This window comes from Bradyrhizobium sp. CSA112 (genome assembly GCF_029051645.1).
Taxonomy (GTDB): Bacteria; Pseudomonadota; Alphaproteobacteria; order Rhizobiales; family Xanthobacteraceae; genus Bradyrhizobium.
In genome coordinates, this window is the sequence record NZ_JAACFS010000014.1 from 42,912 (window position 1) to 69,612 (window position 26,701).

Annotated in this window: 27 protein-coding genes; 12 read left to right on the plus strand and 15 right to left on the minus strand. The window is 63.7% G+C overall.

The window, feature by feature from the left end; translation table 11 throughout:
* Positions 1–162 precede the first annotated feature (162 nt).
* Genes GWE18_RS22520 through GWE18_RS22540 form a run of 5 tightly spaced genes read left to right on the plus strand, consistent with a single transcriptional unit; the run spans position 163 to position 3,719 of the window.
* Complete coding sequence (locus tag GWE18_RS22520; RefSeq protein ID WP_275187898.1) at positions 163–774, plus strand: DUF1285 domain-containing protein; 612 nt, start codon at positions 163–165, stop codon at positions 772–774.
* On the plus strand, positions 771–1,445 hold the full coding sequence (locus GWE18_RS22525; RefSeq protein ID WP_275187900.1) for a CoA pyrophosphatase: 675 nt from the start codon (positions 771–773) through the stop codon (positions 1,443–1,445). The genes GWE18_RS22520 and GWE18_RS22525 overlap by 4 nt, the downstream gene beginning before the upstream one ends.
* Positions 1,442–1,705 (plus strand): DUF6111 family protein, encoded by a 264-nt coding sequence (locus GWE18_RS22530; protein WP_275187902.1) that lies wholly within the window; start codon positions 1,442–1,444, stop codon positions 1,703–1,705. Before GWE18_RS22525 ends, GWE18_RS22530 begins: the two co-directional genes overlap by 4 nt.
* Positions 1,702–2,961, plus strand: coding sequence for a CCA tRNA nucleotidyltransferase (locus tag GWE18_RS22535; RefSeq protein WP_275187903.1), 1,260 nt, complete (start codon positions 1,702–1,704; stop codon positions 2,959–2,961). The genes GWE18_RS22530 and GWE18_RS22535 overlap by 4 nt, the downstream gene beginning before the upstream one ends.
* A complete protein-coding gene (locus tag GWE18_RS22540) occupies positions 2,958–3,719 on the plus strand; it encodes a TSUP family transporter (protein ID WP_275187904.1) in 762 nt (253 codons plus the stop codon). The genes GWE18_RS22535 and GWE18_RS22540 overlap by 4 nt, the downstream gene beginning before the upstream one ends.
* Positions 3,720–3,724: 5 nt before the next feature.
* Here the strand turns inward: GWE18_RS22540 and GWE18_RS22545 are convergent, their stop codons facing one another.
* The 7 genes from GWE18_RS22545 to GWE18_RS22575 all read right to left on the minus strand — a co-directional run bounded on the left by GWE18_RS22545 (position 3,725) and on the right by GWE18_RS22575 (position 8,644).
* Positions 3,725–4,792: a hypothetical protein gene (locus GWE18_RS22545; RefSeq protein ID WP_275187905.1), complete on the minus strand. Its 1,068-nt coding sequence runs from the start codon at positions 4,790–4,792 to the stop codon at positions 3,725–3,727.
* 138 nt (positions 4,793–4,930) lie between these two features.
* Entirely contained in the window at positions 4,931–5,659 is a 729-nt protein-coding gene (locus GWE18_RS22550; RefSeq protein WP_275187906.1) for an HAD family hydrolase, read from the minus strand.
* A 144-nt stretch (positions 5,660–5,803) separates the two neighbouring features.
* The gene (locus GWE18_RS22555; protein WP_275187907.1) at positions 5,804–6,058 is read right to left on the minus strand and encodes a DUF2158 domain-containing protein; all 255 of its coding nucleotides are present in this window, start codon (positions 6,056–6,058) and stop codon (positions 5,804–5,806) included.
* Between the two features lie 69 nt (positions 6,059–6,127).
* Positions 6,128–7,015, minus strand: a complete 888-nt coding sequence (hemF, locus tag GWE18_RS22560; protein WP_275187908.1) for an oxygen-dependent coproporphyrinogen oxidase — start codon at positions 7,013–7,015, stop codon at positions 6,128–6,130.
* 190 nt (positions 7,016–7,205) lie between these two features.
* The gene (locus tag GWE18_RS22565; RefSeq protein ID WP_275187909.1) at positions 7,206–7,571 is read right to left on the minus strand and encodes a 6-carboxytetrahydropterin synthase; all 366 of its coding nucleotides are present in this window, start codon (positions 7,569–7,571) and stop codon (positions 7,206–7,208) included.
* 15 nt (positions 7,572–7,586) lie between these two features.
* Entirely contained in the window at positions 7,587–8,219 is a 633-nt protein-coding gene (gene queE / locus GWE18_RS22570) for a 7-carboxy-7-deazaguanine synthase (protein WP_275187910.1), read from the minus strand.
* Positions 8,216–8,644 carry a TrmH family RNA methyltransferase gene (locus GWE18_RS22575; RefSeq protein WP_275188012.1) on the minus strand — a complete coding sequence of 143 codons (429 nt, stop codon included), beginning with the start codon at positions 8,642–8,644 and terminating at the stop codon, positions 8,216–8,218. Before GWE18_RS22575 ends, queE begins: the two co-directional genes overlap by 4 nt.
* On the opposite strand from GWE18_RS22575, the gene GWE18_RS22580 reads away from it, so the two are divergent.
* From GWE18_RS22580 to GWE18_RS22600, 5 genes are all read left to right on the plus strand, one after another.
* Positions 8,543–8,803: a hypothetical protein gene (locus tag GWE18_RS22580; protein WP_275188017.1), complete on the plus strand. Its 261-nt coding sequence runs from the start codon at positions 8,543–8,545 to the stop codon at positions 8,801–8,803. The genes GWE18_RS22575 and GWE18_RS22580 overlap by 102 nt on opposite strands.
* A gap of 190 nt (positions 8,804–8,993) precedes the next feature.
* Entirely contained in the window at positions 8,994–9,524 is a 531-nt protein-coding gene (petA, locus tag GWE18_RS22585; protein ID WP_057850568.1) for a ubiquinol-cytochrome c reductase iron-sulfur subunit, read from the plus strand.
* 65 nt (positions 9,525–9,589) lie between these two features.
* Positions 9,590–11,659, plus strand: coding sequence for a cytochrome c1 (locus GWE18_RS22590; protein WP_275187911.1), 2,070 nt, complete (start codon positions 9,590–9,592; stop codon positions 11,657–11,659).
* 212 nt (positions 11,660–11,871) lie between these two features.
* On the plus strand, positions 11,872–12,546 hold the full coding sequence (locus tag GWE18_RS22595) for a dienelactone hydrolase family protein (RefSeq protein ID WP_275187913.1): 675 nt from the start codon (positions 11,872–11,874) through the stop codon (positions 12,544–12,546).
* Between the two features lie 101 nt (positions 12,547–12,647).
* The gene (locus tag GWE18_RS22600; RefSeq protein ID WP_275187914.1) at positions 12,648–13,547 is read left to right on the plus strand and encodes an NAD-dependent epimerase/dehydratase family protein; all 900 of its coding nucleotides are present in this window, start codon (positions 12,648–12,650) and stop codon (positions 13,545–13,547) included.
* A gap of 140 nt (positions 13,548–13,687) precedes the next feature.
* Here the strand turns inward: GWE18_RS22600 and GWE18_RS22605 are convergent, their stop codons facing one another.
* A complete protein-coding gene (locus GWE18_RS22605) occupies positions 13,688–14,689 on the minus strand; it encodes a VOC family protein (protein ID WP_275187915.1) in 1,002 nt (333 codons plus the stop codon).
* A 336-nt stretch (positions 14,690–15,025) separates the two neighbouring features.
* On the opposite strand from GWE18_RS22605, the gene GWE18_RS22610 reads away from it, so the two are divergent.
* A complete protein-coding gene (locus GWE18_RS22610; RefSeq protein WP_275187916.1) occupies positions 15,026–17,191 on the plus strand; it encodes an anthranilate synthase component I in 2,166 nt (721 codons plus the stop codon).
* Between the two features lie 16 nt (positions 17,192–17,207).
* Positions 17,208–17,747, plus strand: a complete 540-nt coding sequence (locus tag GWE18_RS22615; RefSeq protein WP_057841738.1) for an adenine phosphoribosyltransferase — start codon at positions 17,208–17,210, stop codon at positions 17,745–17,747.
* Positions 17,748–17,897: 150 nt separating this feature from the next.
* Here GWE18_RS22615 and GWE18_RS22620 read toward each other — a convergent pair whose 3' ends face one another.
* From GWE18_RS22620 to smc, 7 genes are all read right to left on the minus strand, one after another.
* Entirely contained in the window at positions 17,898–18,230 is a 333-nt protein-coding gene (locus tag GWE18_RS22620) for a GIY-YIG nuclease family protein (protein WP_275187917.1), read from the minus strand.
* Positions 18,231–18,327: 97 nt separating this feature from the next.
* Positions 18,328–18,996 (minus strand): hypothetical protein, encoded by a 669-nt coding sequence (locus GWE18_RS22625; protein ID WP_275187918.1) that lies wholly within the window; start codon positions 18,994–18,996, stop codon positions 18,328–18,330.
* 59 nt (positions 18,997–19,055) lie between these two features.
* Complete coding sequence (locus GWE18_RS22630) at positions 19,056–19,808, minus strand: hypothetical protein (RefSeq protein ID WP_057850561.1); 753 nt, start codon at positions 19,806–19,808, stop codon at positions 19,056–19,058.
* A gap of 170 nt (positions 19,809–19,978) precedes the next feature.
* Positions 19,979–21,175 (minus strand): M48 family metalloprotease, encoded by a 1,197-nt coding sequence (locus GWE18_RS22635; protein WP_275187919.1) that lies wholly within the window; start codon positions 21,173–21,175, stop codon positions 19,979–19,981.
* A gap of 124 nt (positions 21,176–21,299) precedes the next feature.
* Positions 21,300–21,860: a LemA family protein gene (locus GWE18_RS22640; protein ID WP_275187920.1), complete on the minus strand. Its 561-nt coding sequence runs from the start codon at positions 21,858–21,860 to the stop codon at positions 21,300–21,302.
* Between the two features lie 229 nt (positions 21,861–22,089).
* A complete protein-coding gene (locus tag GWE18_RS22645; protein ID WP_275187921.1) occupies positions 22,090–23,061 on the minus strand; it encodes a small ribosomal subunit Rsm22 family protein in 972 nt (323 codons plus the stop codon).
* Positions 23,062–23,228: 167 nt separating this feature from the next.
* The gene (smc, locus tag GWE18_RS22650) at positions 23,229–26,693 is read right to left on the minus strand and encodes a chromosome segregation protein SMC (RefSeq protein ID WP_275187922.1); all 3,465 of its coding nucleotides are present in this window, start codon (positions 26,691–26,693) and stop codon (positions 23,229–23,231) included.
* Positions 26,694–26,701 lie beyond the last annotated feature (8 nt).

A 26,701-nucleotide genomic window follows, 5' to 3' on the forward strand; every position in this document is an offset into this window, starting at 1 on the left:
GTTGAATTAAACTATCCCCACATTACCGGTATTTCGGGGTATGAACGGCATCACGATGTGGCGACTTGATCCGCAATAGTACGGACACAAATCGTCGGGAACACATATCTCGGTATATGTGCACCAATCGTGCCAGATCGAGCGCTAGACTCAGGGCAAACAATGGCGAAGCAAGGGCAAACCGGCGCTCAAGGCCTCGAAGGACTGACTGTCGCTGCGAGGGAAGCCGCCAACGCCACCTCGGCCGGCAAGGGGTTGCCGCCGGTCCACCTGTGGAATCCGCCGTTCTGCGGCGATCTCGACATGCGAATCGCCGGCGATGGCACATGGTTCTACATGGGCACGCCAATCGGGCGGCCGGCGCTGGTGCGGCTGTTTTCGACCATTCTCAAGCGCGAGGACGGTAAGCACTTTCTCGTGACCCCGGTCGAGAAGGTCGGTATCCGCGTGGACGATGCGCCGTTCCTGGCGGTGGAGATGCAAAACGAAGCCGGCGATCGCGGCCGGCTGCTGCGCTTTCGCACCAACGTTGACGACTGGGTGCCATGCGATTCTGCCCATCGCCTGCGGTTCGAGCCGGCCGCCGACGGCGGGCTGGCGCCCTATCTGCACGTCCGCGCCGATCTGTGGGCGAAGGTGACCCGCGCGCTCTATTACGATCTGGTTGACATGGGGGAAGAGCGGGTGGTCGATGGTCAGCCGATGTTCGGCATCGAGTCCGGCGGTGAGTTCTTTGCGATGGCGGACGCGCAGCAGGTGAGGGACGCAGTTTGAACGAGCCGATGCTGAAAAAGATGGAGGCGGCTCCGATCAACTCGGCGGAGTTCTTCACGCGGAGCCAGGCCCGGCTGAATTTCGACGTGCCCCCCGGCCTGGTTGATCCCGAAATCATTCCGAAAACCGGTGACGCGGGCAACGACTACATGCTCGAGATCGTGGCGCGGGAGCAGCCGGTGCGCCCGGCAGCGGTGCTGATCCCGGTAGTTGATCACCGCGAGCCGACCGTATTGCTGACGCAGCGCTCGCCGCATCTCTCCAGCCACGCGGGCCAGATTTCCTTTCCGGGCGGCAAGATCGATACGACCGACGCTTCCCCGCTCGACGCTGCCTTGCGCGAGGCGGAGGAGGAAGTCGGCCTTAAACGTGAGTTCATCGAGCCGATCGGCTATCTCGACCTCTATGGAACCGCCTTCGGGTTTCGCATCCTGCCGACGGTGGCGCGCGTGAAGCCCGGCTTCAAACTGACGATCAACGAAGGCGAGGTGGTTGACGCCTTCGAGGTGCCGCTGGCGTTCCTGATGAATCCCGAAAACCATCAGATTCATGCCAAGGAATTCCGCGGCATGGAGCGCTCCTATTACGCCATGCCGTTCGCCGAACGGTACATCTGGGGCGCGACCGCAGGAATTCTGCGCGTGTTGTATGAGCGGATTTATCTCGCATGATCCGTCCGATTCTGACCGAGATTGCGATTTTTCTGATCCCGTTCGTGGCCTATGCGCTGTTTCTGATCGCCACCCGTGCCGGCGTGTTCGCGTCCTCGTCATGGCCGGCTCATCTTGTCGCCAAACTGGTGCTGGGATCGCTGCTACTGGTCGTGATCAGCTTCGTCCTGCTCGCCCAATTCTCCGGCGCGCCGCCGGATTCGACCTACGTTCCCGCGCACATGGAAGACGGCAAGCTGGTTCACGGAGACGAGAAATGAGCGAGGCCCGCGTGCTGGCGGACGCGCCCTGGCTCAGATCCGGTCCGGCCGCGCGCGCGCTCGCGTTGCTCAATGGCGGCGGCGAGGAGGCCCGCGTGATCGGCGGCGCCGTGCGCAATGCGCTTCTGAAAATTCCCCTTGGTGATATCGACATCGCGACCACGGCGCTGCCCGACGAGGTCGTCCGCCGCGCCAAGGCGGCCGGCATCAAATGCGTGCCGACCGGCATCGACCACGGTACGGTCACACTGGTCGTCGAATCGCATCCGTTCGAGGTCACGACCTTGCGCGAGGACACCGAGACCTTTGGCCGCAAGGCCAAGGTTGCGTTCGGGCGCGACTGGGTTCGCGATGCGGAACGGCGCGACTTCACCATCAACGGGCTGTCCGTCGATGCCGACGGCATCGTGCATGACCATGTCGGCGGGCTGGCCGACATCGAAGCCAAACGCGTGCGCTTCATCGGCGATGCCGGCCAGCGGATCGCTGAGGATTATTTGCGCATCCTGCGCTTCTTCCGCATGCATGCCGCCTACGGGGCGGGTGAGCCGGACCGTGCCGGATATCTCGCCTGCATTGACGGGCGCGCGGGGCTCTCAGGCCTTTCCGCCGAACGCGTGCGGATGGAGATGTTGAAGCTGTTGATCGCGGAAGGAGCCGCGGTTGCGGTTCAGGCGATGGCGGATGCCGGGCTGCTGCTGCCGATCTTCGGCGGTGTCGCCTACACCGGAACGTTCGCGGCGATGATAGCGGCTGAAAGCGCGCTAGGGCTGCCGCCGAACGCCATGCGCCGGCTCGCCGCGCTCACGGTCGCCGTCACTGAGGACGCCAGGCGCGTCTCGGCGCGGCTTCGCCTTTCCAACGCGGAAACCAAGGCACTGGACTCGATGGGCCATCGCTGGTGGCGGCTCGCCAGCAAGGACGAAGCGCGGGCGCGGCAGCTTCTCTATCGGCTCGGCGAGGATCCTTACCGCGACCGGCTGATGCTGGCGTGGGCACGGGCAGGCGGCGTCGGCAATGGCGCCGCGCGCTGGCACGACCTCGCAACTTTGCCGCAGCGCTGGAGCGCGCCGAAATTTCCGCTGAAGGCGGCCGATTTCATCTCCCGCGGCATTGCCGAGGGCCCTGCGCTGGGCCATGTGCTGACACTTGCGGAAGACGCCTGGTTGGCCGCGGATTTTCCGCTGGATGCATCCGCGCTTGCCGCGATCGCCGACCAGACCGCCGCCCGTTTCGCCCGCGATCACCGGCTGTGAATATTCTTGCCGGCTTCGCCGACATTTCGCTCGGTCAACTCGTGCTGGTTGGCGGCATGGCGCTGCTGGCCTCCATCGTCGGCGGTCTTGCCGGCTATGGCACCGGCGCGTTGATGCCGCTGGTGCTGGTGCCGCTGGTCGGCGCCGAGCCGGTGGTGCCGATCATCGCGATATCGGCGATCTTCACCAATATCAGCCGCTTCGTGGCCTATTTTCGCTACGCTGACCGGCGCCGCGCGCTAATCGTGATCGCGGCCGCCGCGCTGACCACCGCGCTCGGCGCCTATGGCTACACGCGGCTTACCAGCGCCGGCGCGGCGCTTGTGATCGGCAGCATGCTGATCCTGAGCGTGCCGCTGCGCCGGTTGGCCAAGCACCGCGATATCAGGATTGGCGATGCCGGCCTCGGTATCAGCGCGGTAGGCTATGGCGCGGTGGTCGGCGGCACGTCGGGGTCCGGCGTGATCCTGTTGTCGCTATTGATGGCGTCCGGACTCGAAGGGGCCGCCGTGATTGCCACGGACGCCGTGATTTCGGTCGTGACCGGCCTCATCAAGATTTCGGTGTTCGGCATTGCCGGCGTCGTCACCCCGCAGGTGCTGGCCTTCGCGCTGCTGATCGGCGCCATCGCAATTCCCGGCGCGTTCCTCGCCAAGGCTTTCATCGAGCGCATGCCGGTGCATATCCACACAGCAATTCTCGACGCCGCCGTGATGGTTGGCGGCGTCGTCATGATCACGGCGGTGCTGCGGCACTGATCGGATTAATGAGTGATCGACGCCGTGCGGATCGGGAAGCAGTTTAAACTCGGTATGTTGCGGACGAGCGGCACGCTGCACAAAAAGCCGACCGGACGATATTTCACCCGGATTCGCTCCATCTGATGCAGCGCCAGGCTGCTGAACGCGCCGACCCGCCCGGCCAGATCATCCAGTTGGGCGTTGATTTCGTTCTCGCGCTCGACGATTTCCCTTTCCTTCGCGGCGTCCCGGTCGCTCCGGGAGGCCCATTGCCGCGCGGCCGCCAGTTTGTTGTGCGCGGCCTCGAAGCAGTAGTGCATCGTCAGGACGTGGTGCTTGGCGCTGTACCAATAGATTCTCTTGGCTACCCTGTTATGCGTATGAGGTTCGGCGCAGATCCGGATGAAAGCATCTTTCGGCTGGGTCTTGTCGTCAACGCCCCGTTTCTCGGCGATTGCGCAATAGGCGTCATCTGCAACGTCCTTGGCGGGCGTATCGTCGTCCTCGACATGCACGTTTCCGAACGCCGGGAAATTGTATTTGTCGGAGCAGTCGAAGGCATAGTCGCGCAACACCTGTCGTGACAGCGGATCGGCATCGACGTTATGCTTCTCGGCCGGATCGCGATACGTGTTGCTTGCCCAATCGATATAGATTTCGGCCTTTCGCGTCAGCACGTCGATATTTTCGCGGAGTGCGATCCGCGCTTTTTCGTAACGATCGGAAATCGCGCGCGCGTTCTTGGTGAGGAGCGCCTGGTCGCTTCCGTCCGATCTGTCCCGGACGGCGCGCGTGAAATCGGAATAAAGCGTCTGCTGCAATGCCTGTACTTCGGAGAATGCGCGTGAGATCTCCGTGAAGGTCGCCGTCGCCGCGGCCATGTCTTCCTTGGCCTGGCTGCCTACCTTCTCCTGATAGGCGTTGAGGTACTGAAAATAGCCGACCACAAGGCTGCTCAGCACGGTGACCAGCGACAGGCCTTTGACGATGTCGAGCCCGTGATTGAACTTCCAGAGCCACCTGAGCGGGGCGGATTTCGTTGCAATGTCATCCGCCGCAGGCGGCGGCTTGTGCGTGTCGTCGTTCGGCATCGGTGAACCTTGGGTTTCAACCTTGAAGCAACGTCGACACAATCTGGAATTGCCGGCTTCCGCACTGTGAGGAAGCTCACAACACGCGATCGTGCGATGGGCCCCGGCTAGCCTGATAACGGAACCTCAGTCGGTCTATCAGCGCTCGCGGGGCAGCAGTTCCGTCAGCGAGCGGATGATGCGATCGGGCTTCACGGTGGTATCAGCGGGCAGGCCATCGCCATGCACGTCGATCCAGATGGCGTAGATGCCGAGCCGCTGCGGCGCCACGACTTCCCATTCCAGATTGTCGCCGATCATCCAGGTCTCGGATGCCGTGACGCCGAGCACCTGCATGGCATGCAGATAGGCACGCTCGTCCGGCTTGCCGAAACCGTGCTCGCCCTCGATCTGGATGTGATCGAAACGGTCCGACAACGCAAAGCGTTCGACCTTGGCGCGCTGGGCGCCGGCGGCGCCGTTGGTCACCAGCGCCAGCTTGACGCCGCGCGCCTTCAGCTCGTCGATCGCATCATGCGCGCCGGGGAAGACGAACATTTCCTCTTCGCGGTAGGCGGTGAAGCGGTCGGCGAGCCGTATCGCCAGGTCTTCGGGCAGGGCGTGGCCGCCGGCGGCAAGGGCAGCAAATCCGTTCCGGACGGTTACGCGCCGCGCTTCGTCCAGCTTCAGCCGCCATTCGGCCTCGGCAACAGCCCAGAATTTGCGCGCCGAATCCAGAACGGCGGTGGCAACCTGCTGCGAGGTGAGCGGCCCGAACTCGCCGGCAAATTCCGCCGCGACGTTGTGCCAGGCGATCTCGGGGCGGCCATAGGCCGACAGGATGGTGTCGTCCATGTCGATCAGCATGGCGCGGGGCAGGTGGGTCATCTTTTCACGGCCATTTCGCTTCCAGCGCTTTTGACCGTGGCAAGCCGCGGTCGATTGGCCGCGAATATCAGATCCCCCGCACGGGGTCCAATTCCAGGAAATGACGTCGCCGGGCTGTGGATGCCGGGCGACGTCGAAATTCGCTTAGGCGACTTTGCTGGCGTCCTCTTCCTCTTCTTCTTCTTCATCGTCTTCTTCGTCGTCTTCCTCATCTTCCTCTTCGTCATCCGACGTATCGGGCTCGGCGAGTTCAAGGACGGCTAATGGCAGCGTCTCGCGAAAGAGATCGCCTTCATTGCCCATCCACACGCACGCAACTTTGTCGTCGTTGACATCCACAACGCTGAGCGGATGGCCGCCGGACTTTAGAATGACGACATCGCCTGGTTTCAAATCCATGATCTACTCCTTGGAATGCATGACACGAATCGCATTCTAGCGATCGGTCATGACAAGCTGATCATGCGATCATGGCCACTTTACCTCCGGCGGCATCGACGAGAGAATGGAATCCACATTGCCGCCGGTTTTCAGCCCGAAAATAGTGCCGCGGTCGTAGAGCAGGTTGAACTCGACATAGCGCCCGCGCCGGATCAACTGTTCCTCGCGGTCCGCGGCATCCCACTGACGGGCGAAATTGCGCCGCACGAGTTCAGGATAGATTTTCAGGAAGGCGCGGCCGACGTCCTGCGTGAAGACGAGGTCGGCGTCCCAGTCGCCGGAATCGTGCCAGTCGTAGAAGATGCCGCCGATGCCGCGCGCTTCCTTGCGATGCGGCAGGTAGAAATATTCGTCGCACCACTTCTTGTATTTGTCGTAGTCGGCGACGCCGTTCGATCTCTCGCAGGCTTCCTTCATCGCCTGATGGAAGGCTATCGTGTCCGGGTCTTCCTGGGTGCGTCGGCGGTCGAGCACCGGCGTCAGGTCAGCCCCGCCGCCGAACCAGGCTTTGGTGGTAACGACGAAACGGGTGTTCATATGCACCGCCGGCACGTGCGGATTGCGCATATGCGCGATCAGCGAAATGCCCGACGCCCAGAACCTGGGATCGTCGGCCGCGCCCGGAATCTGCGCACGGAACTCGGGCGCGAATTCGCCGTGCACGGTGGAACAGTGCACGCCGACCTTCTCGAACAGCCGCCCGCGCATCATCGACATCACCCCGCCGCCGCCGGGCTTCCCGGTATGGTCGGTGCGCTCCCACGGCGTGCGCACGAAGCGTCCGGGGTCGCCGGGATAGAGCGAGGCCGGGGCGTCGTCTTCCAGCCGTTCGAAGGCCGCGCAGATGTCGTTGCGCAGCGCTTCGAACCAGGCTCTCGCGCGCGTCTTGCGATCCTCGATCAGCGACATATCCATTCGGAATTCCCAACGTTACTTTCTGTCATTGCGAGCCAACGGGTCGGGCGAATGCCCGCCCGATGACAGGCTCCGCGAAGCAATCCATCATGCCACGGAAAAGTATGGATTGCTTCCGCCTTCGCTCTTCGAGCATCGGCGGACGCGGTCGTCGCTTCGCTCCTCGCAATGACGGTAGTGTAGTGAATACCTAGCCCTGCGGCCCGAAATAGGTGCAGCTCTCGTTGCAGCTATCGCGATGAACGGTGACGCGGGTGATCTCGCCGGCGTGCTGGACCTGCTCCCAGATGAACCGCGACAGGTTTTCCAGCGTCGGCGTCCCAAGCGCCTCGATGTTGTTCAGGAGCTTGTGGTCGAGGGTCTTGCGGACCTCTTCCATGCTGCGTTCGAGCAGGCCGAGATCCAGCACCATGCCGGTGGCGGGATCCGGCGTGCCGCGCACGCTCACTTCGGCGCGAAACGAGTGGCCGTGAATTTCCTCGCTGGCTGCGCCGAAGGTCGTTCCCTTCAGTGAATGCGCGGCCTCGAAGCGAAATGATTTCGTCAATTCCCACATCTTGAAAATCTGGTCCTATCTGATGCCGAGTGTCTTGTGTGTCTGCAGGCTGAGCCGCCATTGCGGATGGCGCAGGCAGTAGTCGACCGCGCGTGCGGTGTTTTCGATCACGTCGGGTCCGTCCATCGGCTGCAGCGAAAACCGTTCGAAGTCGAGCCCCGCAAAATCTTCCGGCGCCGCGCCGGCCTGCGGATAGACCAACTTCAGTTCGTGGCCGCGACGCACCACGAGGTCGGCGCCGGCTTTCGGGCTGACGCAGACCCAGTCCATGCCGTCGGGCGGTTCGATCGTGCCGTTGGTCTCGATGCCGATCGAGAAACCGCGCGCATGCAGCGCATCGATGAACGGGCTATCGACCTGCAACAGTGGCTCGCCGCCGGTCAGGACCACGTAGCGGTTGGTATTCTCGCCGGTCCATTGCCCGGCGATCGTATCGGCAAGTTCGTCGGCTGAGGCGTAGCGGCCGCCCAGCGTGCCGTCGGTGCCGACAAAGTCAGTATCGCAGAACTTGCAGGTGGCGCTGGCACGGTCCTGTTCGCGGCCGCTCCAGAGGTTGCAGCCGGAAAAACGGCAAAACACTGCCGCGCGGCCGGCATGCGCGCCTTCCCCCTGCAGGGTCAGGAATATCTCTTTGACCGCGTAACTCACTGTCTCTCCTTGAGAACCGCGTCCGCCTGGATCGCGGAACCGGTCTGCCGCAGCGCCTCGCCCAATGCCATGGCCGCCGCTATGGCGACATTGAGTGAGCGCAAGCCCGGCCTGATCGGGATCGCCAGCCGCGCATCGGCAGCGGCAGCAACTTCGGCGGTCACCCCTATCGATTCCCGCCCGAACAGCAGGACATCGTCCGGCCGGTAGCTGAAATCTAGATAGGAGCCGGCCCCCTTGGTCGTAAATAGCACCAGCCGGAAACCCGCCTCGTTACGCCATCGCTCGAATTTTTGCCATGAGTCATGGCGGGTAAGGGCGACATGATCGAGATAGTCCATTCCCGCCCGGCGGAAATGCCGGTCGGAAGTCGGAAATCCGGCCGGCTCGATGATGTGGGCGGCCGCGCCCAGGCACGCGCACAAGCGCAGAATCGTTCCGGTGTTCTGGGGGATATCGGGTTGGAAAAGCGCAATCTGCATGGTGTCGTGGCTTTGGCAGCGCGGGTGAATGTGCGGGTGAATGTATTGAATAAATCACGGTCGGGCGCGGATTTAGTGCATTGCACGCTTGCGGGCCGATAGCGGGCTTGCGCTCTCTCGGCAAGGGTGCCAATAGAACGATTCTGGACTGCTTGTTCCGCCAGGATTGGGGGAGGAATGGCGGTTTTTCTGCCGCCGCGGGGGCCGCGGGCGCCGGCAGCCTCTTCTGGATCGCGCTTCTGGCGGGTCCGGGGCGGTTCCGCTGGCTGCAGATAAGAAAGGGCTTGGAATCGTGACGACAGCGTCTTCGGCGGACCATCCGACACGCCGTGATTTCCTTTATGTTGCAACGGGAGCCGTCGCCGCCGTAGGCGCGGCTGCCACAGTGTGGCCGCTGGTTTCCCAAATGAATCCGGATGCCTCGACGGTCGCGGCCGGTGCGCCGATTGAGGTCGACCTGACCCCGATCGCCGAAGGGCAGGACATCAAGGTGTTCTGGCGCGGCAAGCCGATCTACATCAGCCACCGGACCAAGAAGCAGATCGAAGAGGCGCGCAAGGTGCCGGTATCGAGCCTGCCCGATCCGCAGAGCGATGAGCAGCGGGTCAAGCCGGGCCATGACCAGTGGCTGGTCGTGGTCGGCATCTGCACGCATCTCGGCTGCATCCCGATTGCCCATGAGGGCGCTTACGACGGCTTCTTCTGCCCCTGCCACGGTTCGGTTTACGACACTTCGGGCCGCATCCGTCAGGGACCCGCGCCGACGAATCTGCCGGTTCCGCCCTACACCTTCGTTTCCGACACCAAAATCCAGATCGGCTAAGGGCTCGGGCGCCAGTCCGAGACCCTTAATCCGTCGCGTCGTTTTACTTCCTCAGGATCGCATCAATGAGCGGACCATCCGATTTCCAGCCGACCAATCCCGCCTTGAAGTGGATCGAACGGCGCCTCCCGATCATGGGACTCATGCACTCCTCGTTCGTGGCGTATCCGACGCCGCGTAACCTGAATTACTGGTGGACGTTCGGCGCCATCCTTTCGTTTATGCTGGGTGTGCAGATCCTGACCGGCGTGATCCTGGCGATGCACTACACGCCGCATGCCGATATGGCCTTCAAGTCGGTCGAACTGATCGTCCGCGACGTCAATTACGGCTGGCTGCTGCGAAACATCCACGCCAGCGGCGCGTCGATGTTCTTCTTCGCCGTCTACATCCACATGTTCCGCGGCCTCTACTACGGGTCGTACAAGGAGCCGCGTGAAGTGCTGTGGATCCTCGGCGTTATCATCTATCTCCTGATGATGGCGACCGGCTTCATGGGTTACGTGCTGCCGTGGGGACAGATGAGCTTCTGGGGCGCCACCGTCATCACCAACCTGTTCTCGGCCGTGCCCTATTTCGGCGAGAGCATCGTGACGCTGTTGTGGGGCGGCTACGCCGTCGGCAATCCAACGCTGAACCGCTTCTTCTCGCTGCATTATCTGCTGCCGTTCGTGATCGCGGGCGTCGTCGTGCTGCACATCTGGGCGCTGCATGTGGCGGGTCAGAACAACCCGGCCGGCGTCGAGCCGAAGACCGAAAAGGACACTGTGCCGTTCACGCCCTACGCGACCATGAAGGACATGTTCGGCGTTTCCTGCTTCCTGCTGTTCTTCGCCTGGTTCATCTTCTACATGCCGAACTATCTCGGCGACGCTGAGAACTATATCCCGGCCAATCCCGCCGTGACGCCCGCGCACATCGTGCCGGAATGGTACTACCTGCCGTTCTACGCGATCCTGCGCTCGATCCCGAACAAGCTTGCCGGCGTTATTGCAATGTTCGGCGCGATCCTCATCCTGGCGTTCCTGCCCTGGCTCGACAGCGCCAAGACGCGGTCGTCGAAATACCGGCCGCTCGCCAAGCAGTTCTTCTGGATGTTCGTCGTCGTCTGCATCGGGCTCGGCTATCTCGGCGCGCAGCCGCCGGAAGGCATCTATGTCATCGTCGGCCGCATCCTGACTTTCCTCTACTTCGCCTACTTCCTCATCCTGCTGCCGCTGCTCGCCCGGATCGAGAAGCCGCGTCCTGTGCCAAACTCGATTGCGGACGACGTGCTGGCGAAGTCGGGCGGCAAGGCGCCGATGGTGTCGGCCGTGATCGCGGTGCTGATGGCCGGTGGTCTGCTCGTGGGCGGCGCCGACAGCGCCCGCGCCGCCGAAGGTGGCAACAAGCCGCCTGCGCAGAAGTGGTCGTTTTCAGGTCCCTTCGGCAAGTTTGATCGCGGCGCAATGCAGCGCGGCCTGAAGGTCTACAAGGAAGTCTGTGCGTCCTGCCATGGCCTCTCATTTGTCGCCTTCCGCAATCTCGCTGAACCCGGCGGTCCTGGTTATTCAGTGGCTCAGGCCCAGGCGTTTGCCTCCGAGTACAAGGTCAAGGACGGCCCGAACGACCAGGGCGAGATGTTCGAGCGGCCGGGCCGGCCGGCGGACTATTTCCCGTCGCCGTTCCCGAACGAGCAGGCGGCCCGCGCGGCCAATGGTGGCGCGTTTCCCCCCGATCTGTCGCTGATCACCAAGGCGCGCAGCTACGGCCGCGGCTTCCCGATGTTCCTGATCGACTTCTTCACCCAGTATCAGGAGCAGGGACCGGACTACGTCACGGCGCTGTTGCAGGGCTATGAAGACAAGCCGCCGGCCGGCTTCAATCTGCCGGAAGGTTCCTACTTCAACACCTACTTCCCCGGCCATGCCATCAAGATGCCGAAGCCGTTGAACGACGGCCAGGTCACCTATGATGACGGCTCGCCGGCGACGGTCGCGCAATACGCCAAGGACGTCACCCACTTCCTGATGTGGGCTGCGGAGCCGCACATGGAGGCGCGCAAGCAGCTCGGCCTGCAGGTGTTCGTGTTCCTGATCCTGCTCACCGTCCTCTTGTACTTCACCAAGAAGAAGGTCTGGGCCAACGCCCACTGATCAAGGTGCCCGCGATTTCGGAAAAGCCCCTGCGGGGGCTTTTTTGTTGGGTGCGTCATTCCGGGGCGATGCGAAGCATCGAACCCGGAATCTCGAGATTCCGGGTCTGGTCCTTCGGACCATCCCGGAATGACTGAGCAACCCGATTGCGTCCCAACCGCACTGCGGACAAAATGCCGGTCAATCATCCGGAAATCAGCGCGGAGGAACCTATGGGTACCAGCATTACTTTCAAGCGTCCGGACGGCAACGACGCCGCCGGCTATCTTGCCAACGCATCGCGCGGCAATGCACCGGGCGTGGTCGTGATCCAGGAATGGTGGGGCCTGCAGGACCAGATCAAGGGCATGTGCGATCGCTTTGCGCTGGCGGGCTTCGATGCGCTGGCACCCGACCTCTACAAGGGCACGGTGGTGCCGTATCACGACACGGATGCGGCCGGCAAAGAGATGAACTCGCTGGACTTCATGGATGCCACCACGCAGACCGTGCGGGGCGCCGTGCAGTATCTGTCGCGCAACGGCGCCAAGGTCGGGCTGACCGGCTTCTGCCTCGGCGGCGCGGTGACCATCATCGGTGCTACCAAGATTCCGGAGCTTGCGGCCGGCGTGGTGTTTTATGGCATTCCGCCAGAGCAGGCGGCAAAGCCTGCGGACGTGAAGATTCCGCTGCAGGCGCATTTCGCCAACACGGACGACTGGTGCACGCCGCAGGTCGTCGATGCCTTCGAGCAGGGCATGAAGGCCGCCGGCAAGTCGCTGGAGCTTTTCCGCTATGACGCCGAGCACGCCTTCGTCAACGAGCAGCGGCAATCCGTGCATGACCGGCAGGCCGCCGAACTGGCCTGGGGCAGGGCGACGGATTTTTTCAGGAAGCATCTCGGATGAGATGCTTCACCCGTCATTGCGAGCGCAGCGAAGCAATCCATGTTTCCGCTTGCGGCGCGATGGATTGCTTCGTCGCTGTCGCTTCTCGCTGGGATACCTGAATGAAAATCTTTTGTACGGGCGCGTCGGGCTATATCGGCGGATCGGTTGCAGCCCATCTCATCGCGGCCGGGCATCACGTGACAGGCTTGGTTCGCTCGTCCGAGAAAGCTGAGGCGGTTCGCGCGCGGGGCATCCAACCCGTGCTGGGCACGCTCGACGACGGGGAAACTCTGGCGCAAGCGGCGCGGGCCGCCGACGTCGTCGTCAATGCCGCGAGCGCCGATCACAGGGGCGCGGTCGAGAGCCTGCTCGGCGCGCTCGCCGGGAGCGGCAAGCCGTTCATCCACACATCGGGATCGAGCATCGTCGGCACGCGCGCCAGGGGCCAGCGGTCGGACGAAATCTTCGACGAAGACGCGCCGATCACGCCATCGCCTGCGCGCGTGGCGCGGGTCGCGTTGAACGAGTTCATTCTCTCACACCGCGACAAGGGCTGCCGACCGGCCATCATCTGCCCGAGCCTGATCTACGGCCTCGGCCTTGGCGCCGGGCCTGACAGCGTGCAGGTGCCGCTCCTGATCAGCCTCGCAAAAAAGCGCGGCAACGCGGCGCATGCCGGACCCGGCGAGAACATCTGGTCGAACGTGCATATCGACGACCTCGTGACGCTCTACGCGCTTGCCATCGCGAAGGCCCCGGCAGGCAGCTTCTACTTCGCCGAGAACGGCGAGAATTCGATGCGCGAGGCGTGTGAGGCCATCAACCGCATGCTGGGTTTTGCAGGACCGCCAACGGCGATGTCGATGCAGGAGGCCGCCGCCGAGTGGGGAGAGGGCACGGCAGAGGATACGATGGCCTCGAACAGCCGCGTGCGGGCAAAGCGCGCGCGGCAGCTTGGCTGGCAGCCGAGGGCGCGCGGGCTGATCGAAGAGATCGAGCAGGGGTGTTACAGGGAGTAAATCTCTCCGTCGTCCCTGCGAAAGCAGGGACCCATACGCCGCGGCCTGTCGATTTCGATGACGCCGTTCGATGACTTCGCGCAAAATCAACTGCTGCCTGTGGTTATGGGTCCCTGCGTTCGCAGGGACGACGCCATCAATCAATTCTTCCCACGCACCCCGTCCCACCACGCGCACGTGCCCGACATCAGTTTGTAATTGCCCTCCATCACCTGCACCGGTGCCCGCAGTCCTGATGCCGCCGCGCGCATGCGCATCTCGCGCGCGACTGCGCGATCTTCCGGCGGCAGCCAGACGCGCTCGTGGCCCCACAGGCTGGGGCCGTCGTGCATCTCGACCGGCTGCCATGTCGCGGGATCGATCTCGCGGCCGCCCCAGCCGCATTCGATCATGAAGGACGACGGCGTCTTGGCGTAGAATGAGGTCATGAAATCGTTGGTGTGCCGGCCGAGCGTCACGCTGACGCGATCCTCCTGCGTCAGCGCGATGTCGTAGCACTGGCCGACATCGTCGAGCGAGAACAGCTCCACCATCAGATGGTGCATGCCGTTCCTGCCGGTCTCGATCAGCGCGAGGCTGTGATGCCGCGCGTTGACGTGGAAGAAGTAGGCGCGGAACGGTTTTGAGATGTAGTCGGAGAGCCCGAAGCCGAGCACGTCGACATAGAACGCCATCATGAGATCGATGTTCTCGACTGTGAGCACGGCATGGCCGAGGCCGAGCGGGCCGGTCCGGAAGCCCGAGATTGAACGGCCCGGGACGAATGGGGTTTCGTCGCTCTCTGCGCCGTAAAAGGCCTCCAGCCGGTTGCCGGCGGGATCATGAAACGAAATCAGGCTGCGGACGCGCCTGGCATCGGCCAGTGCCTGCGGTTCGGCCACCACATGCACGCCGGCCGCCTCCAGCCGGGCCGCCAGCGCATCGAGCGCCGTGCTGTCGGCGACCTCCCAGCCGAAGAAGCGCGCGCCTTCGCCCATGGCGCGGTCGATGACGATGCGCTGCTTGCGGTCGTCCATCCGGAACGCCAGCAGCGAATTACCGCGCTCCACGGCCTGCAGCCCGACGAGGCCGGTCCCGAACTGCCGCCAGTCCTCGAGGTTATCAGATCCGAAACCGGCATATCCAAGGCCCAGCAATGCCATCCTTGCCTCCGTCATTTGCAATCTTTGCGCGTCGAATGCGCCGCTGCTTGCTCAAATCCTACGCAAGTTTTCTGCTTTCCGACACCCCAAGACAGGCCCAGGACAGGCTCAGGACGGGACGTCCTGGCCGGTCCCCTCTCTTGACATCGTTCCCGCCGGATGGTGTTTAGCTGCCATGAGCACCGCAATCAGCCCATCCCGTCTGTGGTGGCGCACCTCCTGAGAGGTGGCCGGTGCGATTTCATTTTTCAATCGTCGAAGGTCGCCATCGCAGTGCGACGGTCCCTTCGTTTGTCCTGTGTGGCGCTCCCTCCCGAAGTCTCGTAAGAGGATCACATGAACAGGACAGCTTTCTCCCTGCCGGAGCACAGCGAATACCGGACCAGCGGCGGCCTGGCGATTTCGCGCGTCGTCGAGCAGTTTACCGGCAATGCCAAACGCCTTGACGATTTGATCGAACTGCTCGATCGCCGCCGCGGCGTGGTGCTGTCCTCCGGCACCACCGTGCCGGGCCGCTACGAGAGTTTCGACCTCGGCTTTGCCGATCCGCCGCTGGTGCTGGAAACCGCCGGCTCCAACTTTTCGCTTTCGGCGTTGAATGCGCGGGGCGAGGTGCTGATCGAGTTTCTGGGCGATGTGCTGCGCGAACCCTGCGTGGTGATTTCTGAAAAAAGCCCGACGCGGCTGGCCGGTCACATCATCCGCGGCGCGGCGCCGGTCGAGGAAGACCAGCGCACGCGCCGCGCCAGCGTGATGTCGCTGGTGCGCGATCTCGTCGCCGCCTTGTCAGCCAATGACGATCCGCTGCTCGGCCTGTTCGGCGCCTTCGCCTACGACCTCGTGTTCCAGATCGAAGACCTCGTGCAGAAGCGGGCACGGGAGAGCGACCAGCGCGACATTGTGCTGTACGTCCCGGATCGCCTGCTGGCCTATGATCGCGCTACCGGCCGCGGCGTGGTGCTGAGCTATGATTTCTCCTGGAAGGAAAAATCGACCAGGGGTCTGCCGCGCGACACCGCCGAGAGCGCCTATGCCAAGACGCCCCGGCAGGGGTTTGCCGATCACGCGCCCGGCGAATACCAGGCGACAGTGGAGGTCGCGCGGGCGGCGTTCGCGCGCGGCGATCTGTTCGAGGCAGTGCCGGGGCAGCTCTTCGCCGAGCCCTGCGAACGCTCGCCGGCCGAAGTGTTCCAGCGGCTCTGCCGCATCAACCCGTCGCCCTATGGCGCGCTGATGAATCTCGGCGACGGCGAATTTTTGGTGTCGGCCTCGCCGGAAATGTTCGTCCGCTCCGACGGTCGCCGGGTCGAGACATGCCCGATCTCGGGCACGATCGCGCGCGGCGTCGATGCGATCGGCGATGCCGAGCAGATCAGGCAGCTCCTGAACTCGGAAAAAGACGAGTTCGAACTCAACATGTGCACCGATGTCGACCGCAACGACAAGGCGCGGGTCTGCATTCCCGGCACCATCAAGGTGCTGGCGCGGCGGCAGATCGAGACCTATTCGAAACTGTTCCACACCGTCGACCATGTCGAGGGCATGCTGCGTCCGGGTTTCGATGCGCTCGACGCTTTCCTGACCCATGCCTGGGCGGTCACCGTAACAGGTGCGCCGAAATTGTGGGCGATGCAGTTCGTCGAGGACAATGAACGCTCGTCGCGGCGCTGGTATGCCGGCGCGATCGGCGCGGTGAATTTCGACGGCAGCATCAATACCGGGCTGACCATTCGCACCATCCGCATGAAGGACGGCCTCGCCGAAGTGCGCGTCGGCGCCACCTGCCTGTTCGATTCAGATCCCGCCGCCGAGGATCGCGAGTGCCAGGTCAAGGCGGCTGCGTTGTTCCAGGCGCTGCGCGGCGATGCGCCGAAGCCGCTGTCGGCGTTTGCGCCGGATGCCACCGGCTCCGGCCGCAAGGTGCTGCTGATCGATCACGACGACAGTTTTGTGCATATGCTGGCAGATTATTTCCGGCAGGTTGGCGCAAGCGTAACGGTGGTCCGGCACATTCACGCCCAGGAGATGCTGAAACAGAAGAACTGGGATCTCTTGGTGCTGTCGCCGGGCCCGGGCCGGCCCGAGGATTTCGGGATTTCGAAAACCATAGGCACGGCGCTCGACAGGAAGCTGCCGATCTTCGGGGTCTGCCTCGGCGTGCAGGCGATCGGTGAATATTTCGGCGGCCAGCTCGGCCAACTCACCCACCCCGCACACGGGCGGCCGTCGCGGGTACAGGTGCGCGGCGGCCGGCTGATGCAGAACCTGCCCAATGAAATCGTGATCGGCCGCTATCATTCGCTCTATGTCGAGCGCGACAGCGTGCCCGATGTGCTGCAGGTCACCGCGACCACCGAGGACGGTGTCGCGATGGCGATCGAACACAAGACCTTGCCGGTCGGCGGCGTGCAGTTTCACCCGGAATCGCTGATGTCGCTCGGCGGCGAGGTGGGGCTGCGCATTGTCGAGAATGCCTTTCGTCTGAACGTGCCAGTCAATTGAGGATTGCGAGATACCAATGACATTCGATCACGACATCAAGGCCACCGTCCGCACCATTCCGGATTACCCGAAGAAGGGCATCCTGTTTCGCGACATCACGACGTTGCTGGCGGATGCCCGTGCCTTCCGCCGCGCGGTGGACGAGCTGGTGCAGCCCTGGGCGGGATTGAAGATCGACAAGGTTGCCGGCATCGAGGCGAGGGGATTCATCCTGGGCGGCGCGGTGGCGCATCAGGTGTCCGCCGGCTTCGTGCCGATCCGCAAGAAAGGCAAGCTGCCGCACACCACCGTGCGCATCGCCTATTCGCTGGAATACGGCCTCGATGAAATGGAAATGCATGCCGACGCCGTCCATCCCGGCGAACGCGTCATCCTGGTCGACGATCTCATCGCCACCGGCGGCACCGCGGAAGGCGCGGTGAAATTGCTGCGCCAGATCGGCGCCAACGTCGTCGCAGCCTGCTTCATCATCGATCTGCCCGATCTCGGCGGCGCCGCCAAATTGCGCGCGATGGAAGTGCCGGTGCGCACGCTGATGGCGTTTGAGGGGCACTGAGTTTTTCTTCACTTCAACCGCCGTCGTCCCTGCGAAAGCAGGGACCCATAGCCACCGTCGGTCGTTGGTAGAAAAAGGCGTCAGCCATCTCGTCTTCATGGTGAGAGCAACGCGGTATGGGTCCCTGCGTTCGCAGGGACGACAACAACATCAGACCGCCTCTGCATTGAGCTGCGACCGCCAATGCAGCACGCGCTCCTTCAGCAGCGCGTCTCGGATATAGGGCGTTGCTTCCTCTTCCAGCCGCTCGCATTCCTCGAACGTCAGGCTGTCCGGCCCATGCGTGGTCCATGCCGCCTGCAGGCTGCGGCAGGTGTGGCTGCCTTGGCGCAGCGTGAACCAGATCCGGTTCTGGATTTTCTCCAGATTGGGCGTCTGGCCGACCCATACCTCTGATGAGACCTTGCATCGGATAACATAGATGCCCCCGATGGTTTTCCGCTCCTTGTAGGCGGCGATGGCTGCCTTTCTCGCTGATGTCACGGGATGCCTCGCAGTGGATCGGGTTTGATGAGGCAGTAACAAGCCAGCCGTGCGACGTCAATATTACCCGGGTAATATTAAAAGCCCTGCAGAGGCTTCACGACCGCTGCGGGATTAGGCTGAACTCGAGTTCGCGAAAGCTGGTGTAGTTCCTGCGGATCCACTGGTGCAATTCGGTCGACGAATCCCGCTCGTTGCGCAGGTAGTCGGTGAAGGAAAAGGTCAGCCGGTCGACATAGGTCCTCAGGAACGAGGGCAGGGCCGATATTCGCAGCACTCGCCCCAGGCCCATCGCCTCGGGCAGTTCGCCACGCACCACATACTCGTTGTCGATCGCAATCAGCGCTTTCAGCGGGATCTGCTCCCGTAACGTCGGATAGGCGCGCGCGGAAACGCGATCGGTATCGGCCATGAACAGGATAATCGGCGCGACGCCGCGCCGCGCGGCCTCTTTCAGGAAACCGATCTCATTGGTCATCTTGAAGAACTCGTCGAACGCATGAAAGCCGAGGTCGATCACCTTGGCGACACCGTCATTGACGATCAGGCGGTCCATGAGCTGCATCTTGCCGTAGGTGTCCATGATGTCGGCCGTCTCGGTGACGCGCGGCAGATATTCGAGCAGCGACGGCTCCTTCAGGTTGATGTCGAAGGAGGACACCGTGCCGTCTTTCAGCAGCAGGAACTCGCTCAAGAGCCGCGCGAGCAGCGTCTTGCCGACCAGCGGCCGGGGCGAGCAGATGATGTAGACGGGTGTTGAGCTCATTACCCGCTATATCAAAGGAATTTTCTGCCTATTCCAGCCCCATCGCAGCGAGTGCGCGACTATTTTTCGCCGCCGCGCACGCCAGGCTTTGCGCCGACGAGATCGGTCAGCTTGATGCGGTCGAACTCGCTCCAGACGTTGGCGAGCCAGTGCCGGACATAGCCGCGCAGCACGAACGAATAGTTCGCGGCTTCGTCCTCCTTGCCCTTGTTGGCGACGAATTTGAGGAACGGCACCGAGGAAACCTCGACCTGCTCATAGGCCATTTCATTGAGCTTGGGGATCGTGAGGTCGGTAGCGTCCTTGATGCGGTGGAAGTAGGAGTTGTAGGTCGACTGGTCCCACTGGAAGAACTGGGTGTCGTTGATGAAGTTCTTCACCAGGAAATATTTGGCGCCGTGCATGAAGTTCGCGGTCTCGGCGATTTCGTCCAGCGAGGCGATCGAGGGGCCCAGGATATGGAACACGGCGAAGGTGATCTGTCCGGCCTTCGCCGCATCGAGAAAGCCGATGTCGCGCAGCGAGGCCAGCGCCGGCGACAATAGTCCGGCGCGGACGTCGATCACGGTGACGGAGGGGCTGACCGCGTTCAGCGTATCGAAGATCTTCATCTGATCCGACGTCGTCGTCATGTCGACGATCTCGGTGATGTCGGGGTGGAAGCGCTTCAAGGTGCCGCGCGGCGATTCGGTGTCGAACGCCCGGGTCGGCACGTTGTTGGCACTGAAGTAATCCAGGAGCGTTCGCGACACGGTCGTCTTGCCGACCCCGCCCTTGTCCGCGCCCACCACAATCACGACTGGCTTTGCCATGGAATTCCCTTGAACTGCAGCTCCGACCGCGGGGAGCGGCCGGCACGCCCCATACCCTGCTTTGGGCGCGAACATGGCAGAAACAAGGGATAATTCAATTCATTAGACGGCCGTCGCCATCATTATTCATACGGAATTTCGTTAATCCGGCACGGCAATTGGGCGGCTGCCTAGCGATGCGGCCCCCAAGGGCCGTTTGACGGGCCGGGGCGCGTACCCGGGACACCGGCGGGCTCGCTGGCATCGCCCCAGGGGCCGCGGGGAACCGGCGGCGGGAGTTGCTCGGTGCCTGATTCCTCGGGCTCATCCGTTTGGTCCGCCGTATCCGACGGCAAGGCGAGCGGGCCGGGATCGTGGCCGCCGGCAAACTGCACCAGCGCCTTGACGCGCCTATCGACCGACGGATGGGTCGCGAACAGGTCGGCAAATCCTTCGCGCGGATTGTCGACACAGAGTTCCATGACCGCAGACGTTGCGCCGGGAAGCTCGCCGCGATTCTCGATCTTGCGCAGTGCCGTGATCATGGCGTCGGGATTCTTGGTCAGTTCGACAGAGCCGGCGTCGGCCAGCAATTCGCGCGACCGCGACAGCGCCAGCTTGACGACCTGCGACAACAGCCAGGCCAGCAGGATCAGCACGACCGCGATAATGATCGCCATGATGGCACCGCCGCCGCCCTTGCCGCGGTCGGACGACGAAGAGGAGGACGACGATGATGAGGAGGATGAAGATGAAGACCAATCACTGCCGGTCGAGTTCCACGACAGGTTGGTGAACATACGAAAGAACAATTCGCCGAAAAAGCCCACCACGCCGGCGATGATCACGGCGACCACCATCAACTGCACGTCGCCGTTGCGGATATGCGTGAGCTCATGGCCGAGCACGGCCTCGATCTCCTGGTCGTTGAGCGTCCGCAGAAGGCCGGATGTCACCGTGATGGAATATTGCCGCCGGTTAAGGCCGGTGGCGAACGCGTTCAGCGCCGGGCTGTCCATTACCTTCAGCTTCGGCATCGGGATGCCGCGCGAGATGCAGAGATTTTCCAGGAGATTATAGAGCCGCGGCTGCTGCTGCCGCGTCACGCTCTCGCCGCCGGTCACGGCGTCGATCATGTTCTGGTGGAAGAAATAGGCGATCACGATCCACAGCGCGGCGACGATCGTGGCGTAGGGGGAGGCTGCGATCAGGTCGCGCGAGGCGCGCATCAGATAGTAGTCGAGTGAAGCGCCGCTGTTGAGCATCACTTCCGCAACTAATGCGCCGGCAAAGACCAGCACGTAGATCAGCAGGAAAAGCCCGGCAAGCAGCAGCATCGAACGAAACTTGTTCGATGCGATATGCGTGTAGAGACCATACGCGGCCATGATGGGATTTCGCTAGGCGCAGTCATTCCGGGGCGCCGCGAAGCGGCGAACCCGGAATCTCGAGATTCCGGGTTCACGCCTTTGGCGTGCCCCGGAATGACGGCGGTAGTGAGTTCTCATCCGTTCAGAACTTCACGGACGGCGCGACCTCGACTTCGGTGCGGCTGGCGCCGAGGTCGAAGAATTCCTTGCGGGTGAAGCCGAACATGCCGGCGAACAGCGCCGCGGGGAGCTGCTGGATGCCGGTGTTGTATTCCTGGACCGCGTTGTTGAAGAAGCGGCGGCTGGCCGCGATCTTGTTTTCGAGATCGGACAGTTCGCTGGCAAGCTGCTGGAAGTTGGCGTTGGCCTTGAGGTCCGGATAGGCCTCCGACAGCGCGATCAGGCGCCCGAGCGCGCCGCTGAGCTGGTTTTCGGCGGCGGATACCTGCGCCGGTCCCTGTGCCGAAATCGCGGAATTGCGTGCCTTGATCACGTCGTCGAGCGTGCCGCGCTCGTGCGAGGCGTAGCCCTTCACGGTCTCGACCAGGTTCGGGACCAGGTCGTGGCGCTGCTTGAGCTGAACGTCGATGTCGGCGAAGGCCTGGTTGACACGCTGGCTGAGCGCGACCAGGCGGTTATACGCAGCGAAGGCAAACAGCACGATGATGACGATGACGCCGAGAACGATCCAGCCGGTCGACATGACGGACAACTCCTGTGGGACGAAGAGGCGGGGAAACTAGACGAAAAACCGGGCGTGCGGCAGCCCGCCCGCGAGGTGGGAGGCGACTTAGGGCTTGGCTTTAGTCGGAAGTGGAGCGGGATAAGTTCAAGGCAACGCGCTGCAGTCATTCCGGGGCGATGCGAAGCATCGAGCCCGGAATCTCGAGATTCCGGGTCTGGTGCTAGCGCACCATCCCGGAATGACAGGATCAACTAACAGCATCGCCCCAACGCCAACGGCGGGCGATGGCGTAATCCGCTTTGGCGCGGCGAGGCACTTTCGTGAAGGAGAGACCATTCGGAGTGCAGAGCTTGGCTGTTATTTCGACCTTGCTGACGGCCGGTTGCGCCAGCACGCGGGAAGGCCGCCGACCTTCAACCGGCGCGCGCGTCAGCGCGACATAGGAGAACCTTTCGTCTTCGAACGGCAGCTCGGCGCCCTTGACCTGCTTGTGCGCGCGCGAGCGCTGCAGGCGCTGCGTGAAATGGCACCAGTCGGGTGACAGCAGCGGGCATTTGTCGTCATGCGGGCAGGGAGCGGCGACATGCGCACCGAGAGCGATCAGGTGTGCGCGTAGCGAAATGATCCGCGCATAGCCCGCCGGGGTACCCGGTTCGACCACGAGCAGCGTGTCGCGGGTTTTCTGCCACATCAGCCCGGCAAGCGCGCGTTGCTCGGCCTCGCCGATCTCGCCGATCATGTAGCTCGCCACGACAAGGTCGGCCGTATCCGCTTTGGCCAGTGCGGCGCGCGCTTCGCCGCGTTCGTAGTCGATGTCGTGCAGCCGCGTGCTGTCCCGTGCAAGATCCAGCGCCAGCGCGCGCAGCGCCTCGTTGGCGTCCAGCAGTGTGAAATCCTGCAGCGACGAGAAGGCCTCAGCCGCTGCCCACGTGGCGGTACCTGGCCCGGCACCGACATCGAGCAGGTCTGTCGGCGCGAAGTCCGGCCTGATCTCGACGAGTGCGTTCAGGCTCGCAGTGACCGCGGCATAGGTCGCGGGCATCCGCGCCAGCGCGTAAGCCAGCGCATCGGCCTCCGAGCGGATGGCGCCGGAGCCACCGCCGTCACGGTAGGTTTTCGAGATCGACGCTGCGCGGCCGGCCGCATCGCTGCGCGAAAAGCCCCGCAGCTTGCTGTCGAGCGCGGCTCTCAGTTCAGCGGGGAGATCGGGTGAGGTCATCTCTTGTTCTTTCCCTCTCCCCTTGTGGGAGAGGGTGGCACGGACGCGCGGAAGCGCGTTCGTGACGGGTGAGGGGTATCTCTCCGCGGTTTGTGTCTTCGTGGAGAGATACCCCTCATCCGGCGCTTCGCGCCACCTTCTCCCACAAGGGGAGAAGGGAAGAAAGCTCACGCCACGTCCTGATCCAGGATCTTCACCGCATCGTCGAGGCCGACCGAGACCAGTTGCGACACGCCGCGCTCGGCCATGGTGACGCCGAACAGCCGGTTCATCCGCGCCATCGTGATCGGATTGTGCGTGATGATGATGAAGCGGGTTTCCGTCGACGACGTCATCTCGTGCAGCAGGTTGCAGAACCGCTCCACGTTATGGTCGTCGAGCGGCGCGTCGACTTCGTCCAGCACGCAGATCGGCGACGGGTTGGTGAGGAACACCGCAAAAATCAGCGCCAGCGCGGTCAGCGCCTGCTCGCCACCGGAGAGCAGCGACAGCGTCTGCGGCTTCTTGCCGGGCGGTTTTGCGATGATTTCCAGACCGGCCTCCAGCGGATCGTCGCTTTCGATCAGATGAAGCGCCGCTTCGCCGCCGCCGAACAGTTCGACGAACAGCCGCTTGAAATGCTCGTTGACGGTCTCGAACGAGGTCAACAGCCGCTCGCGGGCTTCCTTATTGAGGCTCTGGATGCCCTGGCGCAGCCGCTTGATGGCCTCGACAAGGTCGTCGCGCTCGGTGGTCAGCGCGGTGTGCTGGGTCTCGACCTCGCGCAGTTCTTCCTCGGCGCGCAGATTGACGGCGCCAAGCCGTTCGCGGTCGCGGCGCAGCTTTTCGAGGTTTTCTTCGATTTCGCCGAGCGGCGGCAGTTCCGCGCCCGGCTCGATCTCGGCGAGCGCGGCGACCGCATGCGGTTCGACTTCGAGCATGTCGTGGATTTCGCGCTCGATATCGGAAAGCCGGCGCTTGGTGCCCTCCATGCGTTCCTCGGCGCGGGCGCAGGCTTCGCGGGCGGAGGAGAGTGCTTCGAGCGAGGCCTTGGCGGCGCGATCGGTTTCCGCCATCAGGCTTTCGGCGGCGGCCAACGCGTCCGCGGCGACGCGGCGGGCGCTTTCGGCCGACTCGATCTCGTTGATCAGCGCGCGGCGTTTCTCCGCGAACAACGCCGGCGCGTTTTCGAGCTCGGCACGTTCGGCGGTCACTTCCGTGATGCGGGCCTCGACGGTGGCGACCTGCGAGGCGGAGCTCTGCTTGCGGTTCTGCCATTCGGTGCGTTCCGCCAGGATCGCCTGCACGCGGCGGTCGGCGAGTTCGGCTTCCCGCGCCAGCGCCTGCGCTTCGGCACGCACTTGCGCGGCGAACCGGCGATGGCCTTCGATGTCGGCGCGAACGGCGGTGAGTCTGGCTTCGGTCTCATCGGTTGGCGGCAGTTCGGCCAGCGCGGCCGTGGCGCTCTCATGCGCTGCTTCGGCCTCGCTGCGATCCGCGGCGAGGCGGGTATGGGCTTCGGTCAGCGCGGATTTGCGCGTGGCGTGGCGATTGATCTCGCGCTCAGTCGCGGCATGGCGTTCGCGCGCCGCATCAGCCTCGCGCTGCGCGGCCCGCCAGGCCTCGCGGGCGGCGGACTCGGCGGCGGACGCCGCCTTCAATTCAGCTTCGGCATCTTCCAGCGCCTGCCGCTTATTGGCAGCGTCGGCGCGGGCCTGCTCCAGCTCGTGTTCGATATCCACGAGCCGCGCGCGTTCGGCAAGACGCCGCGCCGCGCCGGTCGGCGCATGCGCCGCCGCGACAAAACCGTCCCAGCGCCAGACGTCGCCTTCCAGCGACACCAGCCGCTGGCCGGTCTTCAATTGCGACACCAGTTCCGCGCCGCGCTCCTTCGACACGACGCCGATCTGCGCAAGGCGGCGCGCCAGCTCGGATGGCGCCTCGACATGGGCGGCAAGCGGGTCGACGCCGGCCGGCAGCGCCGGATCGTCGAAGCTCGCACCCGCATTGGTCCAGCGCATCGGTGCGGAAGGGTCGACGGGGGCGTCAAGATCGTCGCCGAGGACGGCGCCGATCGCCTTTTCATAGCCCTTGGTGACGGTGACGCCGTCGATGATCGGCGGCCACAGGTTTTTAGTCTCGCCATTGACCAGCTTTGAAATGGTGCGCGCTTCAGTCTCCAGCCGCTGCACGCGCTTGTCGGCCTCGGTGAGCGGGGCGCGGGAGGCTTCGAGCTTCTGTCGCGCGGCGACGTGGCCGGTCTCGCTGGCTTGCGCTGCGGCTTCGGACGCAGCCAGCGTTTCCTGCGCGGTCTCCATCGCCGCGGCGAGCACGTCGAGGTCGCCGAGACTGCCGGTTTCCTGCGCGAGCTTCTCCTCGTCAGCCTGGACGCTGGCGATTTCCTGATCGAGCCGGGCCAGCCGGTCGCGATGGGTGCGCACGCCGGCCTCAAACTGGTTGCGCTTGGCGGAGAGATCGGCCAGCGCGGTGGTCAGCTCGCCGAACATGCGCTCGGCAGCGGCCAGCGTCGCTTCGGCTTCAGAAACGCGTTCATCAACGCCGGAGCGCTTCTCGACGCGTGACTTGATCTCTTCCTTTAACTCGGCGTCTTCGGTGTCGAGCCGCTGCAGCGCCACTTCGGCATCGGACGTCTGCTGCTGCTCGCGCGCGATGTCGGCCTCGAACTGCGTCAGCCGCCGGTCGAGCTCGGCGACGCGCTCCCTGGCGCGCTCTTCCTCGCGGTCGAGTTGTTCGCGCGCATTGGTGAGCCGCTGCAGTCCCGCCGCAGCGCGGGCTTCGCCTTCGCGCAAGGCCGGCAGTTCGGAGGCGCGGATCGCCTGGATGCGCGCGGCTTCGGCCTGCTCGCGGGTGCGCTCGGCCATTTCGCGAACGTTGATGTCGTGGGTATGCCCAGCTTCCGCAACGTCGGCATTGGCCTCCAGCCAGCGCAGATGGAACAGCGTGGCTTCCGCCTTGCGCACCTTGGCGGCGACTTCGCGGAAACGAATGGCCTGTCGCGCCTGCTTCTTCAGCCCGTCGATCTGGCCGGACAACTGCCCGATCACATCCTCGACACGGGTGAGGTTGGTTTCGGCCGCCCTCAGCCGCAGCTCGGCTTCGTGGCGGCGGGCATGCAGGCCGGCGACGCCGGCGGCGTCTTCCAGCACGCGGCGGCGCTGTTCGGGCTTGGCCTGAATGATCTCGCCGATCTTGCCCTGGTGCACCAGCGCCGGTGAGCGCGCACCGGTGGCGGCATCCGCAAACAGGATCTGCACGTCGCGCGCACGGACGTCGCGGCCGTTGATGCGATAGACCGAGCCCGCCTCGCGCTCGATGCGGCGGGAGATTTCCAACACCTGGCTGTCATTGACGGCAGCCGGCGCGGTGCGATCGGCATTGTCGATCGTCATGGTGACTTCGGCGTGGTTGCGCGCCGGACGGTTACCGGAACCGGCGAAGATCACCGCGTCCATGTCAGCGGCGCGCAGCGATTTGTGCGAGGTTTCGCCCATTGCCCAGCGCAGCGCTTCGACCAGGTTCGATTTGCCGCAGCCGTTCGGCCCGACGACGCCGGTGAGGCCGGGTTCGATCATGAAATCAGTGGGTTCAACGAACGACTTGAAACCGTGGAGGCGGAGGCGCGTGAGTTTCATGAACACAA